Origin of the sequence: Psychroflexus gondwanensis ACAM 44 (assembly GCF_000355905.1) — a bacterium.
Classification (GTDB): domain Bacteria; phylum Bacteroidota; class Bacteroidia; order Flavobacteriales; family Flavobacteriaceae; genus Psychroflexus; species Psychroflexus gondwanensis.
The window spans coordinates 1-26,877 of sequence record NZ_APLF01000009.1 but is presented as its reverse complement, the minus strand read 5'-3'; the positions used below and the strand labels follow the sequence as shown (position 1 = coordinate 26,877).

General features: G+C 37.3%; 24 protein-coding genes and 2 tRNA genes. 9 read left to right on the top strand and 17 right to left on the bottom strand.

Annotated elements, in window-relative coordinates:
* Nucleotides 1-167: 167 nt before the first annotated feature.
* The 17 genes from PGOND44_RS08965 to PGOND44_RS08895 all read right to left on the bottom strand — a co-directional run bounded on the left by PGOND44_RS08965 (nt 168) and on the right by PGOND44_RS08895 (nt 15,147).
* Nucleotides 168-623: a VOC family protein gene (locus tag PGOND44_RS08965; protein WP_003440416.1), complete on the bottom strand. Its 456-nt coding sequence runs from the start codon at nt 621-623 to the stop codon at nt 168-170.
* A gap of 62 nt (nt 624-685) precedes the next feature.
* Entirely contained in the window at nt 686-1,186 is a 501-nt protein-coding gene (locus PGOND44_RS08960) for an ester cyclase (protein ID WP_003440413.1), read from the bottom strand.
* A 218-nt stretch (nt 1,187-1,404) separates the two neighbouring features.
* On the bottom strand, nt 1,405-2,088 hold the full coding sequence (locus PGOND44_RS08955; RefSeq protein ID WP_003440411.1) for a hypothetical protein: 684 nt from the start codon (nt 2,086-2,088) through the stop codon (nt 1,405-1,407).
* Between the two features lie 150 nt (nt 2,089-2,238).
* Nucleotides 2,239-4,416, bottom strand: coding sequence for a prolyl oligopeptidase family serine peptidase (locus PGOND44_RS08950; protein ID WP_236611979.1), 2,178 nt, complete (start codon nt 4,414-4,416; stop codon nt 2,239-2,241).
* A 354-nt stretch (nt 4,417-4,770) separates the two neighbouring features.
* Nucleotides 4,771-4,926, bottom strand: a complete 156-nt coding sequence (locus PGOND44_RS15560) for a hypothetical protein (protein WP_155943820.1) — start codon at nt 4,924-4,926, stop codon at nt 4,771-4,773.
* Between the two features lie 6 nt (nt 4,927-4,932).
* The gene (locus PGOND44_RS08945; protein ID WP_003440405.1) at nt 4,933-6,267 is read right to left on the bottom strand and encodes a YfcC family protein; all 1,335 of its coding nucleotides are present in this window, start codon (nt 6,265-6,267) and stop codon (nt 4,933-4,935) included.
* Nucleotides 6,268-6,315: 48 nt separating this feature from the next.
* The gene (locus PGOND44_RS08940) at nt 6,316-7,638 is read right to left on the bottom strand and encodes a DUF418 domain-containing protein (protein WP_003440401.1); all 1,323 of its coding nucleotides are present in this window, start codon (nt 7,636-7,638) and stop codon (nt 6,316-6,318) included.
* Between the two features lie 170 nt (nt 7,639-7,808).
* Entirely contained in the window at nt 7,809-8,348 is a 540-nt protein-coding gene (locus PGOND44_RS16010; protein ID WP_262500720.1) for an SDR family NAD(P)-dependent oxidoreductase, read from the bottom strand.
* A gap of 7 nt (nt 8,349-8,355) precedes the next feature.
* A complete protein-coding gene (locus PGOND44_RS16005; RefSeq protein WP_262500719.1) occupies nt 8,356-8,664 on the bottom strand; it encodes an SDR family NAD(P)-dependent oxidoreductase in 309 nt (102 codons plus the stop codon).
* Nucleotides 8,665-8,684: 20 nt separating this feature from the next.
* Nucleotides 8,685-9,164 (bottom strand): nuclear transport factor 2 family protein, encoded by a 480-nt coding sequence (locus tag PGOND44_RS08930; protein WP_003440398.1) that lies wholly within the window; start codon nt 9,162-9,164, stop codon nt 8,685-8,687.
* A 41-nt stretch (nt 9,165-9,205) separates the two neighbouring features.
* Nucleotides 9,206-9,967 (bottom strand): SDR family NAD(P)-dependent oxidoreductase, encoded by a 762-nt coding sequence (locus PGOND44_RS08925; protein WP_003440395.1) that lies wholly within the window; start codon nt 9,965-9,967, stop codon nt 9,206-9,208.
* 143 nt (nt 9,968-10,110) lie between these two features.
* Entirely contained in the window at nt 10,111-10,446 is a 336-nt protein-coding gene (locus PGOND44_RS08920; protein ID WP_003440392.1) for a hypothetical protein, read from the bottom strand.
* 11 nt (nt 10,447-10,457) lie between these two features.
* Nucleotides 10,458-10,886, bottom strand: coding sequence for a RidA family protein (locus PGOND44_RS08915; RefSeq protein WP_003440389.1), 429 nt, complete (start codon nt 10,884-10,886; stop codon nt 10,458-10,460).
* Between the two features lie 41 nt (nt 10,887-10,927).
* Entirely contained in the window at nt 10,928-11,680 is a 753-nt protein-coding gene (locus PGOND44_RS08910; protein WP_003440386.1) for an SDR family NAD(P)-dependent oxidoreductase, read from the bottom strand.
* A 40-nt stretch (nt 11,681-11,720) separates the two neighbouring features.
* Entirely contained in the window at nt 11,721-13,136 is a 1,416-nt protein-coding gene (locus PGOND44_RS08905; RefSeq protein ID WP_003440385.1) for an MBOAT family O-acyltransferase, read from the bottom strand.
* 2 nt (nt 13,137-13,138) lie between these two features.
* Nucleotides 13,139-14,179 carry a hypothetical protein gene (locus tag PGOND44_RS08900; RefSeq protein WP_003440384.1) on the bottom strand — a complete coding sequence of 347 codons (1,041 nt, stop codon included), beginning with the start codon at nt 14,177-14,179 and terminating at the stop codon, nt 13,139-13,141.
* Between the two features lie 35 nt (nt 14,180-14,214).
* Nucleotides 14,215-15,147 (bottom strand): proline iminopeptidase-family hydrolase, encoded by a 933-nt coding sequence (locus tag PGOND44_RS08895; RefSeq protein WP_081606525.1) that lies wholly within the window; start codon nt 15,145-15,147, stop codon nt 14,215-14,217.
* A 202-nt stretch (nt 15,148-15,349) separates the two neighbouring features.
* On the opposite strand from PGOND44_RS08895, the gene PGOND44_RS08890 reads away from it, so the two are divergent.
* From PGOND44_RS08890 to PGOND44_RS08850, 9 genes are all read left to right on the top strand, one after another.
* A complete protein-coding gene (locus PGOND44_RS08890; protein WP_003440382.1) occupies nt 15,350-18,388 on the top strand; it encodes a two-component regulator propeller domain-containing protein in 3,039 nt (1,012 codons plus the stop codon).
* Between the two features lie 96 nt (nt 18,389-18,484).
* Nucleotides 18,485-19,117 carry a response regulator gene (locus PGOND44_RS08885; RefSeq protein WP_003440381.1) on the top strand — a complete coding sequence of 211 codons (633 nt, stop codon included), beginning with the start codon at nt 18,485-18,487 and terminating at the stop codon, nt 19,115-19,117.
* A 273-nt stretch (nt 19,118-19,390) separates the two neighbouring features.
* A complete protein-coding gene (locus tag PGOND44_RS08880) occupies nt 19,391-19,996 on the top strand; it encodes a TetR/AcrR family transcriptional regulator (protein WP_040555966.1) in 606 nt (201 codons plus the stop codon).
* Nucleotides 19,993-21,360: a TolC family protein gene (locus PGOND44_RS08875; RefSeq protein WP_003440379.1), complete on the top strand. Its 1,368-nt coding sequence runs from the start codon at nt 19,993-19,995 to the stop codon at nt 21,358-21,360. Before PGOND44_RS08880 ends, PGOND44_RS08875 begins: the two co-directional genes overlap by 4 nt.
* 4 nt (nt 21,361-21,364) lie before the next feature.
* Entirely contained in the window at nt 21,365-22,540 is a 1,176-nt protein-coding gene (locus tag PGOND44_RS08870; RefSeq protein WP_003440378.1) for an efflux RND transporter periplasmic adaptor subunit, read from the top strand.
* A gap of 3 nt (nt 22,541-22,543) precedes the next feature.
* On the top strand, nt 22,544-26,008 hold the full coding sequence (locus PGOND44_RS08865; RefSeq protein WP_003440375.1) for an efflux RND transporter permease subunit: 3,465 nt from the start codon (nt 22,544-22,546) through the stop codon (nt 26,006-26,008).
* 53 nt (nt 26,009-26,061) lie between these two features.
* Entirely contained in the window at nt 26,062-26,367 is a 306-nt protein-coding gene (locus PGOND44_RS08860) for a thioredoxin family protein (RefSeq protein ID WP_003440372.1), read from the top strand.
* Nucleotides 26,368-26,460: 93 nt separating this feature from the next.
* Nucleotides 26,461-26,544, top strand: a tRNA-Ser gene (locus PGOND44_RS08855).
* A 54-nt stretch (nt 26,545-26,598) separates the two neighbouring features.
* Nucleotides 26,599-26,676 (top strand) — tRNA-Pro (locus PGOND44_RS08850).
* Nucleotides 26,677-26,877: the final 201 nt, after the last annotated feature.

The window sequence follows — 26,877 nt, the reverse complement described above, 5'->3', positions numbered from 1 at the left end:
ATTGTATTGAGATTGTTACCATCATCTATTTTGAATCTATTTTCTCGTAAATAGAAAAAAATTGATACTACGAGAGATATGAAGTTGGTCTTTTTTTGGTCTATCAAACGCTAAAAAAGGATAATATACATCACTGAAAAAAGTATTTTTATCATAGTGTAATAAATTTAGTTATTAATGCTATTCACTTCTATCCAATAGCCATCTGGGTCTTGAAAGAACACTTGTTCGATTCCATCGGGTCTTAGGTTAATTTTATTGAGGTTTCCAGGAAAATCAGAGAATTCAATATTCATTGTTGTGAGTTTCTGAACAAATGCATCAAAATTCGCAGTGGATAAGGCAAGATGTATAGCCTTATCTGTTTTAATCTCCTCTTTGAAAATTGATAATAGGTGTAATTCTTTTCCATCTCCTAATGAAATCCATTTTACGTTTTTAGCTTCTGGTGGTAATGGAATTATTTCCAAATTCAAAACGTTTGTGTAAAATTCAGCTGATACATTTACGTCTTTAACTGACAATGCCATGTGATTAAAGGAAAGAGAGAACTCTTTCTTTTCTTGCCCAATGACAACATTAGAAAACTGAATTAAAAGGAGTAGAATGATTGCTTTTTTCATAACTTCTTTTTTTGAATTTTATATTTCAAGAGCCCCCAATTGTCAGTGGGTCAAATCCTTGTCTAAATAGGTTTTAGAGATTTTATGAGTTGATTTTTTAAAGCTGAATCGTCCATAAGGCACCATTGTTCAGCAAGTTTGCCGTCCTTAATTCGGTAAATGGATATTTCAGCAATCATCACTTTAGTCCCAGTCGAATCAATTCCTTCATAAGTTCCCGAATGTGTTCCTGTGGAATTATAGCGTGTTACCACTTTGTCTTTTTCAATAATAATATCGACTACTTCTTCATGCCAGTCGGGAAATAGCGCTCTCCAATTAACGATTTCAGTTTTGGATCCGGCAATGCCTTTCCACTCCTGATCAGTTAAATAATGACATACAAAGTCAGGAGCTAATATTTCATTTAATTTTTCTACTTGTCCAGTGTTCCAAACCTCATGGTATTGAAGTATAAGCTTTCGATTGTAGTCTGCGTTCTCTAATTCGCTATTTGACTGACAACCCAAACAAAGGAATAGAACAGCGATTAATGTTAGGATTGAATAGTTGTGTGTCTTCATTTTATGATAATTAATTATTGATTTATTTTTTGCTTTTGTCGGTTTACGAGTCTTTGTCCACGAGCTGGCCCAATTAATGCCAACTTGATTAAATTAGACTAGAAATAGTGTTTAAATAACCCATTTGGTAAATAGAAAACCCGAAAGCCCGCGACGCTTTGGGATTTTAAATCATTCTCGTTTTTATCCACTACTATTTTAAGATGTTAGCCTTTATATTATCGTACCTTTTTCCAGATAACTGGTGCAGTTAATTCCAAATTCAAAGGACTTGTTGTCGCATCATATTCTTTTCTAAAATCGAATCCAATACTATCGCAAGCCTTGGTTACTAAATCCACATAATCTTGGGGAATTATAGTTACACCTTTGGTTTTTTCCGAATCATATACATATTCAGGCGTGGCTTTATAGGCGTAAACTTTTCCTCCCTTAAAATTATATTCGGTAATCTTTTCGCTTACATCTATCCGTTCGTATCCAAATTCATAAAGATCAATATCTTTAATTTCTTCCTCTGTTACCATATACAGAACACAATTCATAGCGCCCCCTTTTTGTGCTGTAATGTTTAAGTAAATAGATTTGTCAAAAGGCAACGTGTCATTGTCTCGAATGTAATAGCCATCATTTTTCAATTCTTCTGTTGTGTAGCCTTTGTCATCATTAGAAGCAACAAAATCCCAGCTTCTTTGAAAACCTTCCAGATGAACTAAATAAATGGAGTCTGTGTAGGAGTGTTTGAATACTTCTTCAGTTCTGTTAAGAGACATTAACGACCCAAATCCAATCATTCCTACTTTGCCTTTTTCAATGACAATGGTCCGCTTGTTTGATGATTTTTCACAACCCATAAGCAGGATTAAAAATGTGAAATAGATTATTAAATTGATGGTCTTCATTAGTTTGAAGTTTTTATTTATATGTGCGCTAATACAGGATAAACAAAAGTCGAAACAAAACTTGCTCGATTTTATTATTATTGACTGCTCCTGCCTGCTGGTAAAGCAGGCTCGAACAGTCAAAAACAATATTATAATTATGAGCAATCTTTACTTTTTCACCTGAAAATCTGGATGCCCTGTCTGCCACATCACAAAGGCAAACTGGTCTGCAAAATTTGCCCAGGTTACTTCTCTGTCTTCGGTAAAGTGGCCGTTATCATAATTTACTTTCATTAAAACGGGTTTGCTGGATGCTGTTGCATTTTGAAGGGCTGCTGCAAATTTGCCGGGTTGCCATGCCACAACACGCGAGTCTGTCCAACCGGCTATATTGATTACTGCGGGATAGTTCACCCCATCTTTTACGTGTTGCATGCCGTCCATTTCGTAGAGTGCTTTTACTTCGATGGGGTCTGTAACGGTTCCAAATTCTGGAACATTTGCTGGGCCATTTGCTGAAAATTCGCCTCGCATTTTATTGGAAGTTCCTACATTATTAATGGCTGCTGCAAACAAATCGGGTCTTTCTGTAATGGCTCTCGAAATTAAGATTCCTCTAGCACTTGTGCCCATACCAGATAATTTGGACGATTGGGTAAAGCCTTGTTCAATAAGATATTCTGCACAGCTAATAAAATCTTTCCACGTATTAGGTTTGGTAGTTTTATAACCTGCTTTATACCATGCTTCGCCCTTTTCGCCTCCACCACGTACGTGTGGAACTGCATATACCACGCCTTTTGTGACTAATGCATTAGCAAAGGAGCTAAAAGATGGTGTCATACTATATCCATAAGCGCCGTAACTTCTCATAAAACAAACATTAGAACCGTCTTTTTTTGTCCCTTTTTTATAGATAATCGATAAGGGAATCATCACGCCGTCGTGGCCTTTTACTTCTACTTCTTCTACAATCAAATCATTGTATTCGGCAGGGTAGGTTACAGGTGTATTCCACGGACTTGCCGTAAATTTTTCAGTATCGGCATCGAATGAAAATTCGGTCAGCGGTTTGTTCCAAGAGGTAAGGTCTATGATAAAGTCGTTCGTTTTGGTATCTATACATTTTGCCTTGGCAATTCCCATAAAGGGTAAGGTGATCTTTGTATTTGTCTTTGTTTTGGGATTAAATTTAAAAAGATGTGAATTGATCCCATCACTATAATTGAGTAAGAGATAATCTTTACTACGGGTATATCCTGTTAAACTCATATCTTTTTCGGCAACAACGGTTTCGGCATTTGCCCAATCCGGGTTTTTCAAATCGGTTGCAATCAGCTTGTATTTTGGGGCATCCTTATAGGTAATGGCATACACGTTTGTCCCAAAAATTGCTAGTGAACCTCCTAGGTCTGGTGTACCGTTTATCAATTGATCCGTTGCTTTACATAAGGTTTTCCACTCTATATTTTCTGAATTAAATTGATCTATTGGTGCATAATACAGTATTAATTCTTTGGCAACCGTTCCCTGTCCTGCAAACACATAGTCTTTTGCATTTTTCGAAAGTGATATATAGGGATAGGCTTTGGAAGGAATATCCAAATCTGGATAGGCTTCATTACTGAAAAAATCGATGTCGGTTTTGTAGTTTGTTCCTAATTTGTGCAATTTTGTTTTAGGGTTTAATCTCCCCTCTGGATCTTTGTTATCAGTAGATTTTATCCACATATACATGAAGGCACTATCGTCAAAAGACCAACCCATGGCACCGGAAGCGGAAGGAATAAGATCTGGCAAAAAGGTGTTGGAATCGATATCCAAAACCTGAAGGATAGAAATTTCTGCCCCGTTTTCCGAATAGCCTATCAATAGTTTTTTGCCATCATAACTGGGTATAAAACTTTCGACGGACAAGGTTTTACCTTCTTTGAAACTCAATGGGTCAAAAAGCAATATATCTGGGCTGTTCATTGTTTCACGGTAATAGATTTTACCTACTTTGTCGCCAGGCATTCGTTTTTTAAAGAAGATGCGTTCGCCTATTTTTTTTAGGTCGCTAAACGTTTCTGATTGCAATGCATCCAGTTTTCGCCATTCGGCAATGAGTTCATCCCTTCCAGAAATGTTGCTCATGGTGGCATCAGATAATTCGGCTTGCTGTTTAAACCATGTTTCTACTTCGGGATTATTTAAATCCTCTAGCCAACGATAATTGTCTTTGTAATCTACACCAAAGTACGTGTCAATTACTTCTACCTTTTTTGTTGTTGGGTAGTTCCATTGTGCGAACGCGGTTGAACTAATAAGTGCAACGAGAGCGAAAAGAATTGTTTTTTTCATCATGTTTTTGGTTTTAAATTTTTTAGATAGTTCACGAGTTTATTTTCTTGTTGGCTCTAAATCCTTTTTATTAGAAATAATGTCATTTATGGTTTCATAAGCTTTTGCTCACTTTTAAAACGAAGCCTAAAACTGTTGAACTACAACACAAGCTAAATTAGGTTTTAAAGCAGTAACTGTCAATCACATCTTCATGTGGTCTTGGCGTTTGAGGCAGCATTATGTTTTGAAAGTCAAAATGTTAGAAGCTTCGCTCTGTTCCATTTTTAGGGGTTCCAGTTTCTCTGCCTTTCAGAAGATCGTCGGCCAGAAAATAGATGTGGCGATATGGTCCTCAATGCTGTTTTTAGCTTCGGTCTAAGCTGCTTTTCTGTCATCTTTTTGGGCCAAAGCCATAGCGCTAAACTCAGTGCCACAAGCGATAAAAAGTGTTTCAGGGTAGTAATCCAGACCATTTTCGACTTTATCCTCCTTTTCTTTAAAAGAAGAATTATGTAGATCATCATTATTCATCTGCTTTTAACTATAGCCAATTTGTACGGCGATTAAAATCGCAAGTGCCCCAATGCCCATCATTATTAAAACTGGCTTCACGATGAATTTTAACCAGTTTTTATAATTGGTGCCAGCTAGGGCGATGACGGCCATGGTAGCTCCGTTGGTGGGTACAATTAAATCCATCATAATAGCACCATATTGATAAGCCAGTACACAAATTTGTCTTGATAGTCCTATTAAGTCTGACAATGGACTTAGAATAGGCATGGTTAAAATAGCATGGCCAGAGGTGCTTGGCATTGGGAAATGTAATATGGAGTGAGATACCATCATTAGCACTGCAGATAGTGCTGGCGGAAGATGCTGCAAAGGACCGAAAAGCCCATATACGATTGTGTCAATGATCATCCCCTCTTTTAAAATTACAGATACGCCATTTGCCAATCCTATAATTAATGCTGCAAAAACCATTTCTTTAAAACCGCCAATATAAATTTCAGTGGTTTTGTTAAGGCTAAAGCCTGCAATACAGCCACAAGTCAATGCTAAAACAAAGAAGCAGGCAGACATTTCATTATAACCCCAATTAAGTGAAATCAAACCGTAAGTGACAATTGAAAATGTAATGGCAAGAAGCATCAGAATTAGTTTATTTCTAAAGCTTAACTTTTCAGTTACTATCTTTTGTACTGACTTTTCAATGCGATTTTTTCGGCTATATTGAAGTATATAAAAAATCCAAACAAGGGAAGCAATGGCTAAAACAATCAGCCTAAATTCATATCCAGAAAGAAGCTCTAAACCTGCTTCTTTTTGTGCAATCACCACACCAAATGGATTAAAAGGACTAAAAGAAGAGCCCACGATAGCAGATCCAAGGCTTGACGAAACAATAGTGTTAGCATTGTACCCTATACTACGTCCAAACAGAAGCAATATAGGAGTCATGGCTATGATTTCTTCTTGTAAGCCAATTGTAAAGCCACCCGTTATAAATAGTAATGAAATAATGACTAATGCAAGGGACTCTTTACCAGCTAATATTACAATAAGCTGATTTAGCCCTTGTTGAAGTGCACCTGTCTTCTCAATGAGATAAAAGCAGCCTCCGAGGAGAAGTATTAAAACAACTAAATCTGCACGCCCTACGATTCCCTTAGGTATGGCAAGCAGTAAATCAAAGACAGAAAGATGTGGTAATTCCTCTTGTTGGTAGGAGTCAGGCACTACACTTGTTAGCTCGGTTGTTTCGTTTAATGTCCTTTCATAACTGCCTTGTGGAATAATAAATGTAAGTATCCAGGCGAATAGTATCACAGATAGAATGATGACGATTGCATTTGGAAATTTTTTCATTTTACAATTTCGGCATTTAAGAGGGTGGCTTTCATATGTTTCTATGTGCTATTTTAGGCTTTGGTATTCTGAATGTTTCTTTCTCAAAGCATGTCTTTTTTGATAGCTCAAATTGCGCCATAGCCACTCCAATGGACCGAAATAGTGATACTTGAGCCAAATAGGACTTGCAATGAGCTGAAAAATCCAGATTGTAAACACGATGTACAATAGTTCATGACGCTGAAACTCCCCAAACAGGCCAAATCCAGCTCCTGTAAATAGGAACATAGCAATGACTGAGTGCATTACATAATTGGTCAGCGCCATTTTACCCACCGCACCAAGGGCATTTTTCAACAGCGATAAAACAGGTAATTTGCAGAGCAACATGATGGCGCCTATATGTCCCATGGCAACAGCAACGCGACCTAATTCATAGGTAATATTGGATTTTGAAAAACTCAATAACGAGAAGTTGTTCTCGATGATCATTTGAACTTCATAATAATTAACACTTAATCCAACGCCATAACCCACACCCATCATAATGCCATAAAAACGATAGGATTTTACTGCAGAAAGTAGCTTAAATTTTAAAAACGCAATACCCAAGAGCATCATGCTCAAAATATCCCAAACATCGTAACGGAATAAATAATACTTATGAAAATTAAAATTTTGAGGTGCTAAAAAGGCCACCACGCCAAAATAATTTTTTTGCATGTTTGAATTGTATTCCGCAATGGCTTCAGGCGAGCGCTCTTTTTGTAGGTCTTCCCATTGCTCTGTAGCTTCTTCTAATTCATCGGTAAGTGCTTTGCCTTCCGATTTGAATTGTTCTACCAATTCAAGGTTTTCGATCATTTTAACATCAGATTTATAATCGGCATAATTCCAAACGGTGCCAATTGAAAATAAAATGAGTGCAATGAAGATTAACTTTTTAGGCGCCATATTTCGAAACGAATACACTAAAAACCCCATAAGCGCATAGCTAAATAAAATCTCTCCATACCATAATAGGAGATAGGCATGTATGAGTCCAAAAAGAAGCAACCATAGTAAACGTCTAAAGTAAATATCAGCAGCCTTGATGCCAGCACCTTTCTTTTCTAGACGGTCTAAAAAAATAAACATTCCTGCTCCAAATAATAGTGAGAATAAAGCCCTCATCGTTCCTTCGAAAAGCATATTGGTGGTGACCCAAGTATAGAGATCCCATCCTTTAGCTCCTCCAGATATTGTTGGGTCTTCATAAGCATGTGCCAATGCCATACCATTGATGTTCATCAATAAAATTCCAAAAAGCACGATACCTCTCATTACATCTAAAGATTGAATACGGTCGAGTGCTTTTAATGGGGTTAATGAGGTTTGCGTTGTTCTCATTTTTGGTTGGTTTTGATAGTTGGTTAATGGTTATGATGATCCCTTTTTAATGAAAAGCATCTTGATTTTTAGATTTCATTTTGAAAAATTTTGACGGTTGAGAAATTGTGCATTGATGGGTGTGAAATCCATAATAAAAACCTTTTTTGAGAAATTATTTTTATAAATAGTTATCTGGCATCCAATCCAAATGTGCTTTGAACGGCTTCATACCATTCATCATCATCAACGGCATTCCGATCCACCCATGCTTCATCTGTCATGGTAGCGCGCCATGCGATGAAGGGTTCTGCGTCTGGTCCAATGGGATGCCTTAATTTCCAGCTATTGCTTTCTGCAACTTCTAAAACCTTGTCTGCCAATAAGGTTGGTGGTGTTGGATTTTTTAGCGATGCCGAAAACATACCTGCAATTCTTTTGGAATGCGGATACAAAGAGATTTTATCTACCGAAATATCAGTTGCCATATCAGTGTTGATAATACCTGGTTCTACAATGGCTACTTTAATATCAAAAGATTTTATTTCTTGCGCCAAAGCTTCACTAATAGCTTCAAGCGCAAATTTACTTGCAGCATAAGCTCCCAAAGGGCTGTTGGCAATGTGGCCAGAAACAGAGGCTACATTGATGATACATCCTTTTTTATTTTGTCGCATTTGAGGCAATAGCGCTTTGGTGCAACGCAATACTCCAAGATAATTGGTATTCATAACCGCCTCAAAAATTTTCTATCGGCATTTCTTCCACTGAGCCATGGCGTTCGATGCCTGCATTGTTGACTAGCTTATCAACCTGCCCATGGTTTTGAGTTATGGCATCGATACATTTTTTAACTGATGTATCAGAATCCACATCCATTTCTGAAATTTGGATGTCCAAGGATTCGGAATTTATTCGTTGTCTAAAATCGTCAGCCTTTGCTGGATTTCGCATGGTTGCAAATACTTTATATCCTGCGCGTCCGAAAGCCAATGCGGTTTCAAGGCCGATGCCTTTACTTGTTCCTGTAATTAATGCTGTTTTCATAATTTATTGGGTTAGTCGTGTTATTTTTGCTCCGCCTCTGCCAATTTCTTAGTATCTGCATACTGCTGAAATTTTATAATTTTTCCATCTTTTAAAGTCCAAAGGTGGGCCGCTTGTACCTCATAGTTTTTCCCATTATTTCCAGTAACTACGTAATATAAGGTCGCTAACACTTTGTTATTATGCATATCGTGTAGCTCAATATCTGTTAAGCTGAAGGCTTTATAGGTTGTACCTATTCTTCCAAAAACACCATTTAATACAGCTTCTGGACCAACGTAAGGATTGCCGTCTGCTAGGGAATTACTCTCAGCTTCATTCCACATAATTTCTTTGTCCATTAGCCCTAAAACAGAAGGGATATCACCTTTACCGAAGAACTCATAGAGTCCATTTATGATTTCTAAATTTGCTTTTTCTGTTTTTAGTTCTTGCGCTTGAGTTTGGAAAGAGAATGCACAAACAAACATTGAGATTACTGCGATTTGTAAAGTTTTCATGTTAAATTTTATTTAGTGTTCATTAATAAATTATTGATGTTTTACATCGTTAAGGTCAGTCCGCCATCTACGGTGAGTGTTGAACCAGTTATATAGCTTGCTTGGTCAGAGCAAAGGAATACAATGGCATTTGCCATCTCTTCTGGTCTTCCTGCACGTTGTAAATGTACAGTTGGGAGTAGCCCTTTGTCGTACAAATCATCGCCAACGACATCTCTCAAGCGATCGTGCATAGGTGTTTTTGTAATTCCTGGACACACCAAATTAACCCTAATGCCTTGTGGTGCTAACTCAGCAGAAACACTAGTAGTTAAACCAACTAGGCCATGTTTTGAGGTCACATAGGCAGCACCTGAGGGAAACCCTAGAAATGAATTTACTGAACCCACATTGACAATGGCACCAGAATGACCACCTTTTATCATCGCTTTTGCTTGGTATTTCATACATAAAAAAACGCCTTTCAGATTGATGTTCATCACGCTATCCCAAACGTCTTCAGGTAATTCTGTAATGGGTGCGAGTTCGCCTTCAATACCTGCATTATTTATAGCGTAATCTAAACGGCCATACGTGTCTATGGTGTATGCAACCATACCTTGCACATCTTTAGTTATTGAAACATCGGTTTTAATGGCAGATGCTTTTCCGCCACCTGCTTTAATTGAGGCCACTAAGCTATCTAATTCATCTTTTCTACGTGCTGCTAAAACCACGTGAGCACCTTTTGCTGCAAAAGCCTCAGCTGTCGATTTTCCTATGCCACTACTGGCCCCTGTAATTAATACGACTTTATTTTTCATGATTTTGTGATTTTATGCTTACTCTTTATCGGTTTTTGGCCTTACCCGTTTTTAATTTGTCAGTTCACTTATACTGGTTATTGTTCTTCAGACGTATCATTATGAAATAAAAAAACCTGGTATTGAGGTTTCTCTATTTCATTTTAGTACAAAATATTATCCAGTGTCCAATCTAGTCTTTGTTCCATCATTGTGAATTTATTATCCGATAAAAAAACTTCGTGAATTTCTTTTCTAAAAGCACCTAACTCCATCACACTATAGCTTTGTTGTTGGATATTTTTACTAATCTTTATCAATCTTTTTTCTTCAGAATCGGCTTTAAATATCATTGCCATTTTATCAAAGGTTTCCTTATCTACCTTTGAGGATATCATGTTGAGTTCCTCTTTCGTTTGCTCTTTATCTGCATTGGCACACATCAATAAAATGTATACTTGCAATTCTGTTTTAGTCCAATTTTTTGCTTTGTGTTTCATGATTTTATAAATTAATTTGGTTTATGTACCTCTAATTCAATCTCAATCATAAATTCTGGTAATGCCAATTCCTTAACTCCAAGCCAAGACCCAGTTGGAAAATGGTTTTTATAAATTTCAGTTCTATAGCCTGCGAACTCTAAAAACTTAGGCATATCTGTGGTAAACACATCTTCTTTTACCACATCGTCAAAGGTGCATCCGTAATGTTTCAACACTTTTTCTAAATCTGAATAGCAGTTTTTCATTTGCTGCTCAAAATCTCCAACGGCTGTTGGGTTGCCTTCATCATCCATACTTACAGCACCAGAGATTTTAATGGAATTTCCGATTTTTACAGCGTGCGAGTAGCCATAAGCTTTTTCAACTTCTGGTCTTAGCATGAAGTAGTCTGGTGTTTCCATCTTGACTTCTACTTTTTCAAGGTTTTTTGTTTTCATTATATTGGTTTTTAAATTTACTGGTTTTAATAGTGTTTTTTTCAATTCCCTTTATGCTGTCCTCCATCTACTGACAGACAAGTTCCAGTAACCCAACTTGCACATGGCGAAACCAAAAAGGCCGCTACTTTTGCTATTTCATCGGGTCTTCCCATCCTGCCTAAGGGAATACTGTTTACGGTATGGTGATAAAAAGATTGATCGTGTGCTTTAATCATTTCACAAAGTCCTCCACTAAATTCAACAGAACCTGGTGCATTTGTATTGACACGGATATTATTAGGAGCCAATTGTGCAGATAGGGTTTTAGAATAACTAATCAGTGCTGCCTTTACAGCAGCATAAGCCGCAGGAGAACCCGCTTCAAGTTCAGAACCTGAGGAGATAAAGAGAATATTTCCAGTACCAGACTCCATCATCCATGGAACGAATTTTCTAGTAGCTTGTACGCTGGCTAACAAATCAATGTTTATAGAAGCTTCCCAGTCGGCATCTTCTTTACCTAGACTTAATGCAGAGGCATTATTGACCAATATATCTATGGTGGCAAATTTGCTTTTTACTGCATCAAGAAAAGCTTTAAACTTTTCAGTATCGCTTACATCACAAGACTGGGCATGTACTTTCACTCCATTTTTAAGAAGCTCTTCTTTAGTTGTTTGAAGTGCTTCCTCGCCACGTACACAAATAGCCACGTTAACACCTTCTTCTGCAAGAACTAGGGCAATACTTCTTCCTATGCCTTTACTGCCTCCCGTAATGATTGCATTTTTTTCTTTTAGTCCTAAATTCATGGTGCTTTATTTAAAGGGGTTCATAAATGATGCGTGAGTATTAAAATTGAAAATAAATAAACTGCTCACCACTTCCTTGTGAGATGACAATCAAAAACACCATGAATGCCCAGAAAACACCCAAAATCCATGGGTTTACTTTTAATGAAACTTCTTTCATAGAGGTGTTTCTCATCATCCAATGACACATAAATAAGAGGGAAATAAGTAAAAACACTTTGATCACATCAAATGTTTCAACGATTTTTTCTCCTTCACCATTTATAAATAACATGGATATAATCATATTTTTAGCGGTAGCGAACTCTCGCGCTCTAAAAAACACCCAGGTAAAGTTTACCATGATATAGGTAAGCAATGCGAGAAATATCCCGTTAATAGCGTTGATTTTTATATGAATTTTAGACCTAAGCAACCGTTCCATTATAAGGTAAAGACCATGCAAAGCGCCCCAAATCACAAATGTCCAAGCCGCACCGTGCCATAAACCACCTAGGAGCATGGTTATAATTAATGCAGCATACATTCTGGTTATTCCATGTTGATTACCACCTAAGGGAATGTAGATGTAATCCCTTAACCAGCTTGAAAGGGTAATGTGCCACCGCCTCCAAAAATCTGAAAACCCAATAGAAGCATATGGATATTTAAAGTTATCTGGCAGCACAATACCCAGCATTAATGCTATTCCAATGGCACAAGTTGAGTACCCGGCAAAGTCAAAAAATATTTGTCCAGAAAATGCGAGTGTGCCCGTCCACGCGTCTACACCATGAAGAATAGCTGTTGAACTAAAAACTTGATCAGAAGTATCGGCCAGTAGGATGTCTGCTAGAACTATTTTTTGAAATAAGCCTATGGTTAATAAGAAAGTACCCCAAGCAAACTGGTTAAAGTTGGCTCTTTTTTCTTCATAAAATTGGGTGATTAAATCTTGAGCTCTTACAATGGGGCCTGCAACGAGTTGTGGGAAGAAGGTTACGTACAACGCAAAATCTAAAAAGGTATGAGCGGGTTCTATTTTTCGCTTATAAATATCGATGGTGTAAGACATGGTTTGAAAGGTGTAGAATGAAATACCCATGGGTAAAATAATATCCATAGGTTGCGCCTCATAGCCATAACCATACGCATTTACTGCACTCGTAAAATTGTCTAATAGAAAATCCCGGTATTTAAAAAAAGCTAAAAACCCAAGATTAACAAACAGACTTAAAAGTAGCCAAAATTTTCTTTTGCGTTGACTTTCTTCTGCAGCTAATTTTTTTCCAGCAGTCCAGTCCACCATAGTTGATATCCATAATAAGATCACTAGCGGCGGATTCCAAAGTCCATAAAAAAGATAACTAGCTAGGAGCAACATGCCCTTTTTACTTGTCCAGCTGAGAATCTTTGAATAATACAGTGCCAAAACAATCACTAAAAAGACAACAAAAGTTAATGAGTTGAATAGCATAACTAGTTGTTTTTAAGGTTAGTAATGAGCCCGTCTTCTAGGAGGATCTTTACAAAGTTTTCTGTAAACTGATCTGCATCTTTAGCCGATAAGTGAGACCATTCTATGGTTTTAAAGGCACTTAAGCCCTTGTAGTCTTGGTAATGATATGCGGGTACATTTGCTTTTGTGACTAATTCGTCCCAAAATTCTGATCGAGGCAAGCCCTTACTTTCTAAATCTTTAAAAAATCCATCTGAGGGATTTCTTAATAAAATAATTTTCCCACCTCTTGAGGTAAACTTTTCAGCATCTTTCAGAAAGTATTCGATGGTTGCCTCTTTATCTGGTGGTGGTATATCTCCAGATAGTAACGTTTTCCAAACTGTTTTAATAGAATTTGCAAAGGCAGTATCACTCACCATTTCTTCTTTCATCCTAACATTTCTGTTGATGTCTATATCTTGAAACCTTCTAAATGGAGGTTCTTGAGGTTTGTCTGTCCGAGGCGGCAGATGAATGGTTTTAAGCAAAGCTTTTAGATTAATGTCGTCTATCCATGCTTCATCGTCATTGGACACAAATGCTAATGAATTTTGAAGGGGAATTGATAGACTATAATTAAGACGTTGAGCATAGGTGAGATTTTTATAAAATTCTGATCGTGATGATGCTCTACTCCAAGGTGGTGCTTGTTCAAAGGTGGTAGAAAAGAAAAGTGGTGGTGTTACACCTACAACTACAGTTCCTTTAAAGCTCGAGTTTTCTACAATATCATGAAATACGGGTAAAGGCGTGGCTCCCGCATTTGCTAATTGTATGGGTTGAATACCTGTTAATTTCTCCCATTGACCCAGCTGAATATTAAAAAGTGCTCTAGAAGAACCAACGATAACCACATCATCTTCTGTAGCATCTTCAACAAGAGCTCGTGTTTTTACCCAAAGGTATTTATCATCGTCTAGATCTGGAAAATAGCCTTGAGAACGCCAATAGATTTCCCAGGCTGTGATGCCCAAAATACTTAAAGCAATAGCAATACTTAAAGATTTTTTATGTTTCATGTGAGTTGGTTGTAAGTCAGTTATCTGTTCAAAATTTAAAAGGAACCATCATCCACCTCTTTTATAAATTGTATCAATCCAGAGAAATAGGTTTCCGGATCATCATATTGTGATACATGTGCTCCGTTGGTGGTTACACTTCGTCCGTTTTGCACTTCGGTACTCATCCATTCCATATATTTTGGATCCATGGTGTCGTATTTGCCACCAATCATTAAGGTTGGAATTTTCAATTCATTTAACCTGCCAGAAACATCCCAACCTTTTAATGTTGCATCTCCAGTGACCCCAAATTCACTATAGCCTTGCATATAGATGTAAATATTAGGATTAAGGTGTGAGAAGGCACGATTGACAAACTCTGGCCATTCATCCAATGGTTTATGCAGTACATGTTTAGTGTAATAATGCTCCATCACGAGTTCGGTATAACGTGGGTTACCGAAATCTTCCGCAGCTTCCAAGGCTTTGATTTCTTTATAAACTTCTGGTGGTAGTTGCGGCCCTAAAACTTCCGCTGCATATTTTTCGTATTCAGGAATGCTCGCCATCATATTAGAAATGACCAGACCTTTTAAATTTTCTTGATATTTCAACGCATATTCCATTGCTAACATGCCACCCCAAGATTGACCTAATAAGTAGAAATTATCTTTGTCCAAATTCAAAGCTTTACGAACCTGTTCCACTTCTTCTACAAAATGTTCTATGGTCCATAGTGTTGAATCATTTGGTTTGTCGCTGTAGTGAGAATCGAGTTGGTCATAATAGATGTATTCGGTTTCTTCGAACGCAGGACCTCTTCCTTCATATGAATCTGCAAGTAAGCTGGCAGCTTTACCCATTTTGTTGGTCATAATAGCCTCTAAATGATCTGCAACGACTTTAAGGTCTTCTTCTGCAGTAGGATTTTCTATTACGGTTTCTTTGTAGCTTTTTTCCTGAGCAAAAGTGACTTGCCCAATCATTAATACTAATAAAATTGCAACTGTTTTGACTGTTTTCATGCTAGTTTGATTTTAAATTAATAGCGTTTTTAAGTATTTTGAATTAACAGAACTAAACTAATCCATATTTAGAATTTTGTCAATCACATATTGATGTGATATTTATAGCTAACTTTTTGTATATTTGGGAGTTAGCGTTCATAAAACAGTTAATCAGCACGTTTTGAAATTCTTCAGAATCCTGTTCGTTTTAGTAGTGCAAGTGGGTCTACTTTTGGTAGTCCATCCTGTTTATGCTCAAAGCCCATCTCAAATAGATGTTTTTACAACCGAACAAGGTTTATCCTACAGAGACATCAAATCCATTACCCAAGACAAAAACGAATTTATATGGATGGGCACAGCGGTTGGTTTGATGCATTATGATGGATATCATATCAAAACCTATAATTCAAATAAAAATAATCCCCTTTTTATTGAAAAAGAATATATTATGGCGGGGTTGGATATTGATGATGCTACCAATGACCTCTGGTATATAGCTAATGAAAAACTATTTAAGCTCAATCCATTGACTGACAAAGCGATAACTTACGATAAAACTCATAACATCATAGGGTCAGTTTTATTCTTGCTAAAAAATAAAGATGGTAGTTTTTGGATTGTAAGTGATGATTTCAAGACCGCCAAAAAAGGAAAGGCAAAACAATATCTTCAAAAGTTGAATGGTGACCGGTTCGAAATTAAACATGCTATTCTAAGAGGTAAAGTAGATTATAGCCAATTAATTTCAGATTCCCATGGCCATATATTATGGAGCACCTCTAACGGAAGTTTGAAATTTGATCCCGATGGAAATTTAGAAGCTAAATTTGATTTGTCAAGTTTTAAGTGGTTTGGAACCGATTTAAAATTTAATGTATCCTTTTATGATTCTTGCAATATTCACTATTATTTTCCACAACAAGAACGCGGTATTCATATTTTTGATGAAGACAAGCTTACTCATAAACGCCTCCTTGATAAACCCATTCAATTTTATAATGCTATAGAAGATTATCAAAAACACATCTGGTTTTCCGGATTAGATGAGCTTTACCGGATGAGTCCGGAAGGTGAGTTTACAGACTATACAGCCCAACTTAAAGCTCGATTTAAGTATTCCATAATCAGAGATCTGTTTATAGATGCTAACAAATTACTTTGGGTAGCTACAGATAATGGATTATTTAAAATACGGATTGGCGATGAACTTTTTAAACCCTTATTTAAGTCCAACAATGAAGGTTGGGGAAATACCATGCGCGGTATTTTTGAAGATAAAAACGGGACAATTTTTGCGAAATGCGAAAATAACAACGCCTTTCTATACAAAACCCTAAGTGGTGAAGTGGATACACTGCAAATTCAATTGAATAAAGTGGACTTAGAAGCCATTCAACACACGGCTAATTTTTTTGTTGTAGACAACAAAAAAGAACATGTTTTTACCTTGGGTGAGACCTTAATGAAAATAAACCTAAAGGATGGCAGCGTTCAACGTTATGATGAATTTCGAAACTACGTTACTTTTAAAGGCCAAAACCCGCTGATTAAATTGAGAAACGGTAAACTGCTTTTCGGTCAAAGTTTATCACAATTAGTACTTTTTGATATAGAAAACGAAACCAGCACGCTCCTATTTAAGGACTCAAAAATAGAAGATGATATTTCAAATTACAAGTTTTTTGAAGAAAGTAAAACAGATAGTATTATTTGGATAGGAACTCAAAACGATGGATTACTGAAAGTGCATCTAAAGGGTCGCTTAGAGAAGTATTTTACAACAAAAACAACTCCAAATATATCACGAAATTGTATTCGAGCTCTTGAAGAAGATACCGATGGAAGCCTTTGGGTAGGAACTTATGGTGGTGGTCTCAATCATATTTCAGCAGATGGCAATACTGTGAAAACCTTTACCGAATCTCAACAACTACCAAATAACAATGTGGTTGGTTTGCTATCAGACGAGGCTAATGGCTTATGGATAAGTACTTACAATGGCTTATCCCATTTTGATAAAACTACCGAAATCTTTCAAAATTATTATACCGAAGATGGCTTAACACATTTCGAGTTTAATTATGCCTCTTTTTTTAAAGATAGCAGAGGTCATTTTTATTTCGGTGGAATGAATGGCTTAAATACGTTTAAGCCCGAAGACATAGTTAGGGAATCCAATCCACCAAAACTTCGCCTTCTAAGTGCATCAGGATATAACAACCAAAATAAATCTAGTTTTACAGAGGATTATATCAAAACTAAATTTACAGCTTTAGAATTATCTCCGTACGATCAGTATTTTGAGATCAATTGGACGATGCCAAGCTATTTTCAGAATCAAAAAAACACGTATAGCACAAAACTAGAAGGCTTTGAAGACCGTTGGTTTTACCAAGGCAACTCGGCATCAATTCGCTATAACCAATTGCCGGCAGGTGACTATATCTTAAAAATAAAAGGAAAAGATTCCCGAGGAATTGATAGTGCTTCTATCTTATCCATTCCAATTAATGTACGTCAAATATTTTATAAAAAATGGTGGTTTATAGCCCTAATGTTTTTGACTATAGCTGGCATAGCTTATTCGATTTTCAGGTATCGATTGCAACAAGCTTTGGCAATAGAACGCTTGCGCACCAAAATTTCAAGCGACTTACATGATGATGTTGGCTCGTTATTATCTGGTCTCGCCATGCAGACCGAACTTATGGAAATCAACGCCAGTGAAACCGATAAATTTAAACTTCAAAAAATAGCAGGCATTAGCAGAAATGCTATTTCACAGATGCGAGATTTGGTGTGGAGTATCGACAGCAGACGCGAAACCGTCGAAGATTTATTAGAGCGCATGCGCGAGTTGGCCGAAGAATTATTGTTGCCAAAAGACATCTCCTTTCAAATGGATAGTTTCAACGTTAAAAACCCAAATAAAAAATTGCCAGCATACACAAAACAGCATATATTTTTGATTTATAAAGAAGCGATTACCAATATTTTACGGCATTCTGATGCCACCCATGCCGCTGTCACTATCACCAACGACACTAAAGGTTGCTGCCTTATTATAAAAGATAATGGGAGTAAAAAAGAGTGCTATACCTCAACTGGATTAGGCTTATCCAATATGACTATGAGAGCTGTAAATCTTAAGGGCCACCTGGAATTTAACAAGGAAAACGGATTTGAGGTTAAGCTATTTTTACCATTCACACTCTAAACCACATCTTAATGTGATTGCATTGCTAGTATAATATAATAACTTTACAGATAGTAGCAATATTATTTAAATTTTGATTGTTTTGAAGCATAGAGTATGAATAGCATTAAGTTAGCCATTATAGAAGATGATACTTTAATTCAGGAAAGCCTGAGTGACTACTTCAATGCCCAACCTCACCTAGACTGTTTGCTCATTACAGCTTCGGTAGAAGATTTTATTAAAGCTATAAAATCCTCTAAAAACCATCCTGAAATCATCCTTCTAGACATCAATTTATTAGGAATGTCGGGGATTGAAGGGATTCCCCTAATTCTGAAGGAATTGCCCGAAGTATCCATCATTATGCTCACCACATTTGAGGATAATGATAGTATTTATAAAGCTTTATGTGCCGGAGCTTGCTCCTATTTGTCTAAAAAAACATCTCTTAAAAAAATACTGGAAGCCATTCTGGTAGTACACCAAGGTGGGTCTTATATGTCGCCAGCTATTGCACGAAAAATTGCAAACCACTTTGCACAAAGGCAGATTAAAAGCAATGTGCTTACCGAAAGACAAAAAGAAATAGTTGCTGGCATTGTCGCTGGTAAAAGCTATAAAATGATTGCCAACGATTTATTTGTATCCCTAGACACCGTTCGCACTCATATTAAAAACATCTACAAAGCCTTAGAAATTAATAGCAAAGCAGAATTAATAAGAAAGTCCTACGACAATGAGCTTTAATTTGGCAAAGGCTTTGCGTTCAAACACAATTCTACTGAGCTTGGCTTGTTAATCTCTAGCCCCTACCAACACTAGCTCAATCCTATATGTTCATCATTTTATAATTTGAATATAATTTCTACCTCCTTTAATGTCTGTGAAGCTATTTTCCATGGTTTTATTTTTCCTCAAAAGTCCAAAAACTAAAAGCTAAAATCCTAATGTTAAAATTTAGCAAAACTTTGGAAACTTTTCTTGTATAAAAAGTTTCCGTGTTTAGATTTGCAGCCTGAAATGAAAGAAGATATTTTACATAAGGCTGGAGATTTGTTTTTGGAATTCGGTTTCAAGAGCGTCACCATGGATCATCTGGCTCAGGAGCTTGGTGTGTCCAAAAAAACCCTTTACGGTTATTTCAAAAACAAGTCGGACTTAGTCGAGCAAGTCGCCTATTACATTCGAGATCGCATTCACAAGGAAATAGACGAAGTCCAGATTCAGCAGCTAGATCCTATTGAGGAAATGTTCGAAATTAAAAGGGTAGTGATGAAAAGGCTTAAGAATGAAAAATCCTCGCCTCAATTTCAGTTTCAAAAGTATTATCCAAGGATTTACGATAAAATGCGACAATCTCAAGTTTGCAAAATGGAAGAATCCATCAGCAAAAATATAGATCGTGGTGTAAAAGATGATTATTACAGAAAAGATTTACACAAGGTTTTCACCTGCAAGATCTACATCTCAGGCATGTTAAATCTTAAAGATGAAGAGCTCTTTAAGGACAGCCAACTTACACCTAAAGAACTTTACGAAGAATTTTTAAAATACCACCTAAGGAGTATTGTAGATACCAAAGGAAAGCAACGCTTAATAGAACTAGAAAAACAACAACTAGAATGAAAAAGTTAATTTTCAGTCTCATTGCCATAATGAGTATGAGTGTATATGCTCAGGACCAAAATGAGCCGAAGAGCTATAGATTCACCTTACAAGAAGCTATAGATTTTGCTATAGATAGTAGCTATGCTACCATCAACGCCAGACGCGATGTGGCTATTGCCCTAAAACAGAAGTGGGAAACCACTGCCGATGGTTTACCTCAAATCGATGGTGGTTTGACTTATGAATATAACCCTATCATAAGGCAAACGCCACTGCCAGCAGAACTTGTCGATGGCGAGCCAGGAACTTTTATTCCAGTAGAGTTTTCACCTAGACAAAACATGAATGCCTCGGTGACCCTTAACCAAATTATTTTTGACGGCTCTTACATCGTTGCTCTTCAAGCTGCTAAAACCTTCTTAGAGTATTCAGACAATAATGAAACGCGCACTAAGCTAGAAGTAAGAAAAGATGTGGTGAGTGCCTATGGTAATGTTTTACTAACTCAAAACTCTATTGTTATTGTAGAGAGCAACCTAGAGACTGCAAAAGAAAATCTAAGAGAAACGCGAATCACTTTTGAAAATGGCCTTGCCGAAGAAGAAGATGTAGAGCAACTTCAGATTACTTACCAGCAATTACAAAGTCAGCTCAATAATGCCAAGCGTATGGAAGATATTTCCAAAGAAAGTCTCAATATGGTGCTGGGTTTACCTATTTCTACTGAAGTCGAATTACTGGAAGATCTAGAAAACTTAGCCAATAGAGATGCTTTGGAAGCAGAACTTATAACGGAAGATCTTCAAATCGAAAATACCATCCAATTTAAGATTGCAGACAATCTGGTAAAGCAGAGAGAGTTGGAGATGAAACTAGAAAAAAGCAAAGCTTTGCCAAGCCTATCTGCGTTTGCCAACTATGGACAAACCAGTTTTGGAGAGAATTTTGAATTCTTTAGTTCACGGGCAGAATGGTTTGAATTCTCCACGATTGGGGTAAGCCTGAATGTTCCCCTTTTTAGTTCTCTTCAACGAAGTGCTCGAACTCAAAAAGCTAAAATTGAAATGGAAAAAGCAGAAACCCAAAAGGTGGAAGCCATCAACCAAATTAACCTTCAATTGAATAATGCAAAAAGCAATTTTGAATTTGCCGTAGACAATTATGAATTATCGAAAGACAACCTGAAACTTGCAGAACGCATTGAGCGCAAAAACCAAATCAAATTTAAAGAAGGTGTCGGTACGAGTTTTGAACTTAGACAAGCTCAGTTACAACTCTACACTGCACAAAACGAATTGCTACAATCTATGCTAGATATTATCAATTCCAAAGCAGAAATCGAAAAGATCATCAATACTCCATTTACAAATTTTGAAAACTAAACCCATGAAATATATATCTTACCTCACTCTACTTTCCCTTGTTATTATTGTGTCTTGTGGTCCCAAAGAAAAATCTATTGAAGATATTGTCGAAAATGGATCTAAAGCAGAACTGAATCAAAAACGTGAGGAATTGAATACCTCGATGAGGAAACTCAATAGCCAGGTTAAAACCTTAGATAAAAAATTGGCTGATTTTGAAGATACTTCAAAGTATGCCTTAGTGGAAGCTTTAAGTCTAGTTCCAAAAGATTTTAATCACTATGTCACTGTCCAAGGCGATGTCACTACAGATCAAAATATCATGATCTACCCTCAGTTTTCAGGTGTATTAAAAGATATCTACGTCAAAGAGGGTGACCAGGTTAAGAAAGGGCAAAAATTAGCCAAAATTGATGATGGAGGACAATCGAGCCAACTAGAGGAAATGAAGGCACAGCGAGAGCTTGCCAAAACGATATTCGAAAGACAAGGGCGACTTTGGGATGAGAATATAGGTTCAGAAATACAATATCTTGAAGCTAAAACGGCCTTTGAGCAAATTGATAATGCAGTTGACCAAATGCGAAGCCAACTCAACAAATCTGTAATTTACGCCCCTTTTTCTGGGAAAATAGATGAAATCATCACAGACCAAGGTCAGGTGGTTTCCCCTGGTCAAACGCCAATCTTTAGAATTTTGAATTTAGGAGAGATGTACGTTAGTGCAAATGTTCCAGAAAATTATGTTGGTAATATCAACGAAGGCTCCGAAGCTATTGTGACCCTAAGTGCTATTGGAAAAAGCTTTATCGGGAAGGTTTCTCAAGTCTCTAGTAATATTTCAGAAAGCAATAGAAACTTTAGAGTGCGAGTCTCTATTCCAGACAGTATAGACTTTGTAAAGCCCAACTTAATTGCTACTTTAAAACTAAATGACTACACTTCCAAACAAGCTATCGTTATCCCAGAAAATATTTTGCAAGAGAATGCATCGGGACAATCCTTTACGTTTTCTCTTCAGATGGAAAACGATAGTATTGGTATTGCTAATTTCCGTGAGTTGAAACTCGGCAAAAGTTATCAAGGGGAAATAGAAGTTTTAGAAGGCCTAAAAGCTACAGATGTTGTGGTCACTGAAGGTGCCAGAACAATCAAAAAAGATGATAAAGTAAGAGTGTTGAACTTTCAAAAAAAGTAAGTAATGGCCAAAAAGAACACTTATAAAGAATTTGCCTTATCGTCTTGGGCAATAGATAATAAGATGACCGTATATGTGATAAGCCTTATTATACTCATTGGAGGAATAATGGCTTACTACGGAATGCCAAGGGAGGATTTCCCAGAGATTGTTGAAACCAAGATATACGTGAGTTCTATAGAGCCTGGCACCTCTGTAGAAGATGTTGAAAAATTTATCACGGAACCATTAGAGGAAGTGTTTAAGGATGTGAAGGGCGTTCGAGAAATTACCTCTTCTACTTTGCAGGATTACTCTATGGTGATTGTCGAGTTTGAAGAAGATGTAGAAGTACAAAACGCCAAGCAACTCATCAAAGACAAGGTAGACCAAGTTAAGTCTGAAACCACTTGGCCAACTCTAGACAATGGTGCAAAGGTAGAGCCCAACGTGTTCGACCTTAATATATCTGAGATGATTCCTATACTGAATATTAGCTTTACGGGGAATTATAATATCCAGAAATTAAAAGATTTTGCAGAATACCTTCAAGATAAGATAGAGTTGCTACCTGAAATTAAAGAGGCTACGGTTCGAGGTGTAGATGAAAAAGAAGTAGAAGTTGCGGTAGACATTTACAAAATGGCCGCCATGGAGGTGAGCTTTACCGATATTATCACTTCTATTCGTAATGAAAACAAAACCATCTCTGGAGGTAATATCATATCCAACGGATTTGAAAAGAACATCAGGATTTTAGGAGAGATTGAGTCTCCAGATGAGCTTTACGACATCGTGGTGAAAGATGATGGAGGTGAAGTTTATTTAAGGGATGTTGCTAAAGTGAATTTCCACACCAAGGATCCTACAACCTTTGCTAGAAATTACGGTGAGGCAGTAGTCATGCTCGATGTGAAGAAAAGAGCTGGTAAAAATATGATTGAGGCGGTAGAAAAAATTAAAACCATCGTCGATGATGAAAGAGAAAACTATTTCCCAGAAGCTTTAAACATCAGCCTATCCAACGACCAATCTATAAAGACTGAAAACCAAGTGAACGACCTAGTGAATAACATCATCTTTGGTGTACTCTTGGTTATTATCGTTTTGATGTTCTTTTTAGGCTTTAGAAATGCACTTTTTGTAGGGGTAGCTATCCCAATGTCTATGCTATTAGCGCTTATCATATTATCGGGACTTGGGTTTACGCTCAACACAATGGTGCTATTCGGTTTGGTTATGGGACTAGGTATGCTGGTGGATAATGGTATAGTGGTTGTAGAAAATGTGTACTCACTCATGGACCAAGGCATGAGTAGAACCGCCGCAGCAAAACAAGGAATTGGAGAAATTGCATGGCCAATCATCGCTTCTACGGCAACGACGCTGGCTGCTTTTTTCCCCTTGGGATTATGGCCGGGAACCATCGGTAAATTTATGATCTACTTTCCCATTACCCTTTCGGTAGTCCTAAGCTCGTCACTGTTTGTGGCGCTGATCATCAACGCGATGTTAACCTCAAAATTCATGAAAGTTGAGGAAAAGAAATTAAAAAATAAACAAACGATTCGGTGGAGTCTTATCCTCCTTGGAATAGGTATTATTTCCTTGAGTTTAGGGTTTATTTTAGATATTGGAGGCTTACGCGGTTTGGGAAATCTTGCCATATTAGCCTCTATTTTACTTTGGATTTATAAGTTATTTTTAGTGAAAGCAATTTATTTCTTTCAGTTCCGATCTTTAAAGAAATTGGAAAACTTCTACGAGAAATTCCTCAAGTTTGCGATTTATAAAAAGAGAGCCTATCTCTTCTTTTTTGGAACTTTAGGTATTTTATTTTCCTCTTTTGTATTTATTGGCATTATTCAGCCAGAGGTTTTGTTCTTTCCCGAAAATCAGCCCAATCAAATTATGGCTTATATTGAATATCCTGAAGGGACAGACATTCATAAGACCAACAAACTGACCAAGAAGGTAGAGGAACGTATTTTTGAGACCTTAAAAAAATACGAAGATGAAAACGGCTATAACTTTATGGTCGAGTCTGCTATATCGCAAGTCGGTAAAGGCTCTGGAAACCCTAATACAGATGCTGGGCAAGCCAACGAAATGCCTCATCGCGGAAAAGTCACGCTATCTATGCGACAGTTTAAACTCCGAAGAGGCGTAAGAAGTAGCAAAGTTCTGGACGAAGTAAGAGAGTCTGTAAGAGGTTTCCCAGGAGTATCCATTGTTGTTGAAAAAGACGCCGCAGGACCTCCTTCAGGATATCCTATCAATATTGAGTTGAAGGGTGAAAATTACGATCAGATGCTATCTGAAGCAGAGCGCATGAGGGAATTTATCGACGATGCTGGAATCGATGGGATTGAAGAATTAAAAATCGACATCAATAAATCCAAACCTGAAATGGACATTAGAGTCGATAAAGCAAAAGCTGGTAAACTTGGCATATCTACCGCTCAGGTGGGTCAAGTCATAAGACGATCTGTCTTTGGAGAAGAAGCGTCCACTTACAAGGATGAGGATGACGACTACCAGATCAATGTAAGATTTAATGAAGAAACCCGGTACGATGAAAACACGATTTTTAACCAGCCAGTGACCTTCAGAAACAATAAAGGCGAGATTATACAAACGCCTATCTCTACTTTAATAGATAAGACCCAGACATCGACCTTCTCCTCTATCAAACGGAAAGATTTAAAGAGAGTCATTACCGTTTACTCTAACGTCCTCGGCGGCTATAACGGCAATGAAATTGTTCAGCAACTAGAAAGCGAGCTTCAGTATTTTGACTTGAAAGAAAGTATGACTTATAAATTTACTGGAGAACAGGAAAAACAAGAAGAAAACTTAGATTTTCTTCTTAAAGCACTTCTGCTTGCCGTAGGAGGGATTCTGCTTATTCTCGTAGCACAATTCAACTCTATTTCTAAGCCAATTATCATTTTGATGGCAGTAATCTTGAGTTTAGGCGGGGTTTTCTTTGGACTTGGGATATTCCAAATGGACTTCGTTATTATCATGACCATGATGGGAATTATCTCACTAGCGGGTATTGTTGTTAACAATGCGATTGTCCTGGTGGATTATACTCAAATCCTTATCGACCGACGAAAAGAAAAGTTAGACTTAGAGGATGAAGAGATGCTTACCAGACAGCAGTATTTTGAAGAAATTGTTGCTGGAGGGAAATCTAGACTTAGACCTGTATTGCTTACAGCAATCACCACAGTACTTGGATTAATCCCGCTAGCGGTAGGTTTGAACATCGATTTCTTTGGACTCTTTGTAGATTACGCACCAAATGTTTATGTGGGTGGAGATAACGTGATTTTTTGGGGACCCTTGGCATGGACAGTGATTTTTGGATTGATTTTCGCAACCTTCTTAACCTTAATTATAGTTCCTGTGATGTTTTATTTGGTCCTAAGAGCTAAATTGAGATTTAAAAAATCACCAGACCCTGTAAATACCTCATCCTAAAAGATTTGGAAGCTGAAGTATTTTGAACTAAATTTAATCAAAATTAGAATTCGATGACAAAGTTTGGTGAGCTTATCGATGAGAAAAAACCTATCCTGCTCAATTTTTTTGCAGATTGGAGCGAAGACTGTGAAGGTATCCACGATCGGTTGAAAGACGTGAGTGCTGCTTTAGGAGATAGGTTAAAGATTATTAAAATTGATGCTGAAAAAAATCCACAGCTCGTTGAAGCCTTAAAAGTAAAGAACCTTCCTACCTATATGCTCTATAATTTGGGTGAAATGGTATGGAGAGAGAGCGGAAAGAAAGAGGCGAATGAACTTATTGTTGTTCTAGAAGAGCAGACTCCAATGAGTTAAAAAGAAACTAGAAAATAATCTCAATTCGCTTTGTCAAAATCAAAATTGCAGTTATATTTGCAACCGCAAAAAGCGCATGTTCTTATAAACATTGGAGAGGTGCCAGAGTGGTAATGGAGCAGATTGCTAATCTGTCGACGCGTAAGTGTCGCCAGGGTTCGAGTCCCTGTCTCTCCGCTGATATATTTTAGATGAAGCGAGATCCATCTAAACTCAAACAAAATCTACACTCGGGGTGTAGCGTAGCCCGGTCATCGCGCCTGCTTTGGGAGCAGGAGGTCGCAGGTTCGAATCCTGCCACCCCGACCATCAAAAGCCTTACACGAAAGTGTAAGGCTTTTTTGTTTTCTAGAGGTTGAAGCTTGCTTCAAAACCGAAGAGAACACAAAAAGCCTTATAAACGCTATAGGCGTTTAGGCTTTTAATGAGCAACAACCTCATTTTCAGGATCACCGACTTTTGGGAGGTAATCCTGCCACCCCGACCATCAAAAGCCTTACACGAAAGTGT

Coding starts and splice junctions, on each gene's coding strand:
- PGOND44_RS08875 (WP_003440379.1), top strand. CDS start 19,993: ATGAAAAAGTTAATTTTCAGTCTCATTGCCATAATGAGTATGAGTGTA.
- PGOND44_RS08925 (WP_003440395.1), bottom strand. CDS start 9,967: ATGAAAAATAAAGTCGTATTAATTACAGGGGCCAGTAGTGGCATAGGA.
- PGOND44_RS08905 (WP_003440385.1), bottom strand. CDS start 13,136: ATGCTATTCAACTCATTAACTTTTGTTGTCTTTTTAGTGATTGTTTTG.
- PGOND44_RS08880 (WP_040555966.1), top strand. CDS start 19,391: ATGAAAGAAGATATTTTACATAAGGCTGGAGATTTGTTTTTGGAATTC.
- PGOND44_RS08865 (WP_003440375.1), top strand. CDS start 22,544: ATGGCCAAAAAGAACACTTATAAAGAATTTGCCTTATCGTCTTGGGCA.
- PGOND44_RS16010 (WP_262500720.1), bottom strand. CDS start 8,348: ATGAATACCAATTATCTTGGAGTATTGCGTTGCACCAAAGCGCTATTG.
- PGOND44_RS08965 (WP_003440416.1), bottom strand. CDS start 623: ATGAAAAAAGCAATCATTCTACTCCTTTTAATTCAGTTTTCTAATGTT.
- PGOND44_RS08940 (WP_003440401.1), bottom strand. CDS start 7,638: ATGAGAACAACGCAAACCTCATTAACCCCATTAAAAGCACTCGACCGT.
- PGOND44_RS08920 (WP_003440392.1), bottom strand. CDS start 10,446: ATGAAACACAAAGCAAAAAATTGGACTAAAACAGAATTGCAAGTATAC.
- PGOND44_RS08960 (WP_003440413.1), bottom strand. CDS start 1,186: ATGAAGACACACAACTATTCAATCCTAACATTAATCGCTGTTCTATTC.
- PGOND44_RS08930 (WP_003440398.1), bottom strand. CDS start 9,164: ATGAAAACTTTACAAATCGCAGTAATCTCAATGTTTGTTTGTGCATTC.
- PGOND44_RS08900 (WP_003440384.1), bottom strand. CDS start 14,179: ATGAAACATAAAAAATCTTTAAGTATTGCTATTGCTTTAAGTATTTTG.
- PGOND44_RS08895 (WP_081606525.1), bottom strand. CDS start 15,147: ATGATTGGGCAAGTCACTTTTGCTCAGGAAAAAAGCTACAAAGAAACC.
- PGOND44_RS08910 (WP_003440386.1), bottom strand. CDS start 11,680: ATGAATTTAGGACTAAAAGAAAAAAATGCAATCATTACGGGAGGCAGT.
- PGOND44_RS08915 (WP_003440389.1), bottom strand. CDS start 10,886: ATGAAAACAAAAAACCTTGAAAAAGTAGAAGTCAAGATGGAAACACCA.
- PGOND44_RS08955 (WP_003440411.1), bottom strand. CDS start 2,088: ATGAAGACCATCAATTTAATAATCTATTTCACATTTTTAATCCTGCTT.
- PGOND44_RS08885 (WP_003440381.1), top strand. CDS start 18,485: ATGAATAGCATTAAGTTAGCCATTATAGAAGATGATACTTTAATTCAG.
- PGOND44_RS15560 (WP_155943820.1), bottom strand. CDS start 4,926: ATGAATAATGATGATCTACATAATTCTTCTTTTAAAGAAAAGGAGGAT.
- PGOND44_RS08945 (WP_003440405.1), bottom strand. CDS start 6,267: ATGAAAAAATTTCCAAATGCAATCGTCATCATTCTATCTGTGATACTA.
- PGOND44_RS08870 (WP_003440378.1), top strand. CDS start 21,365: ATGAAATATATATCTTACCTCACTCTACTTTCCCTTGTTATTATTGTG.
- PGOND44_RS08860 (WP_003440372.1), top strand. CDS start 26,062: ATGACAAAGTTTGGTGAGCTTATCGATGAGAAAAAACCTATCCTGCTC.
- PGOND44_RS08950 (WP_236611979.1), bottom strand. CDS start 4,416: ATGATGAAAAAAACAATTCTTTTCGCTCTCGTTGCACTTATTAGTTCA.
- PGOND44_RS16005 (WP_262500719.1), bottom strand. CDS start 8,664: ATGAAAACAGCATTAATTACAGGAACAAGTAAAGGCATCGGCCTTGAA.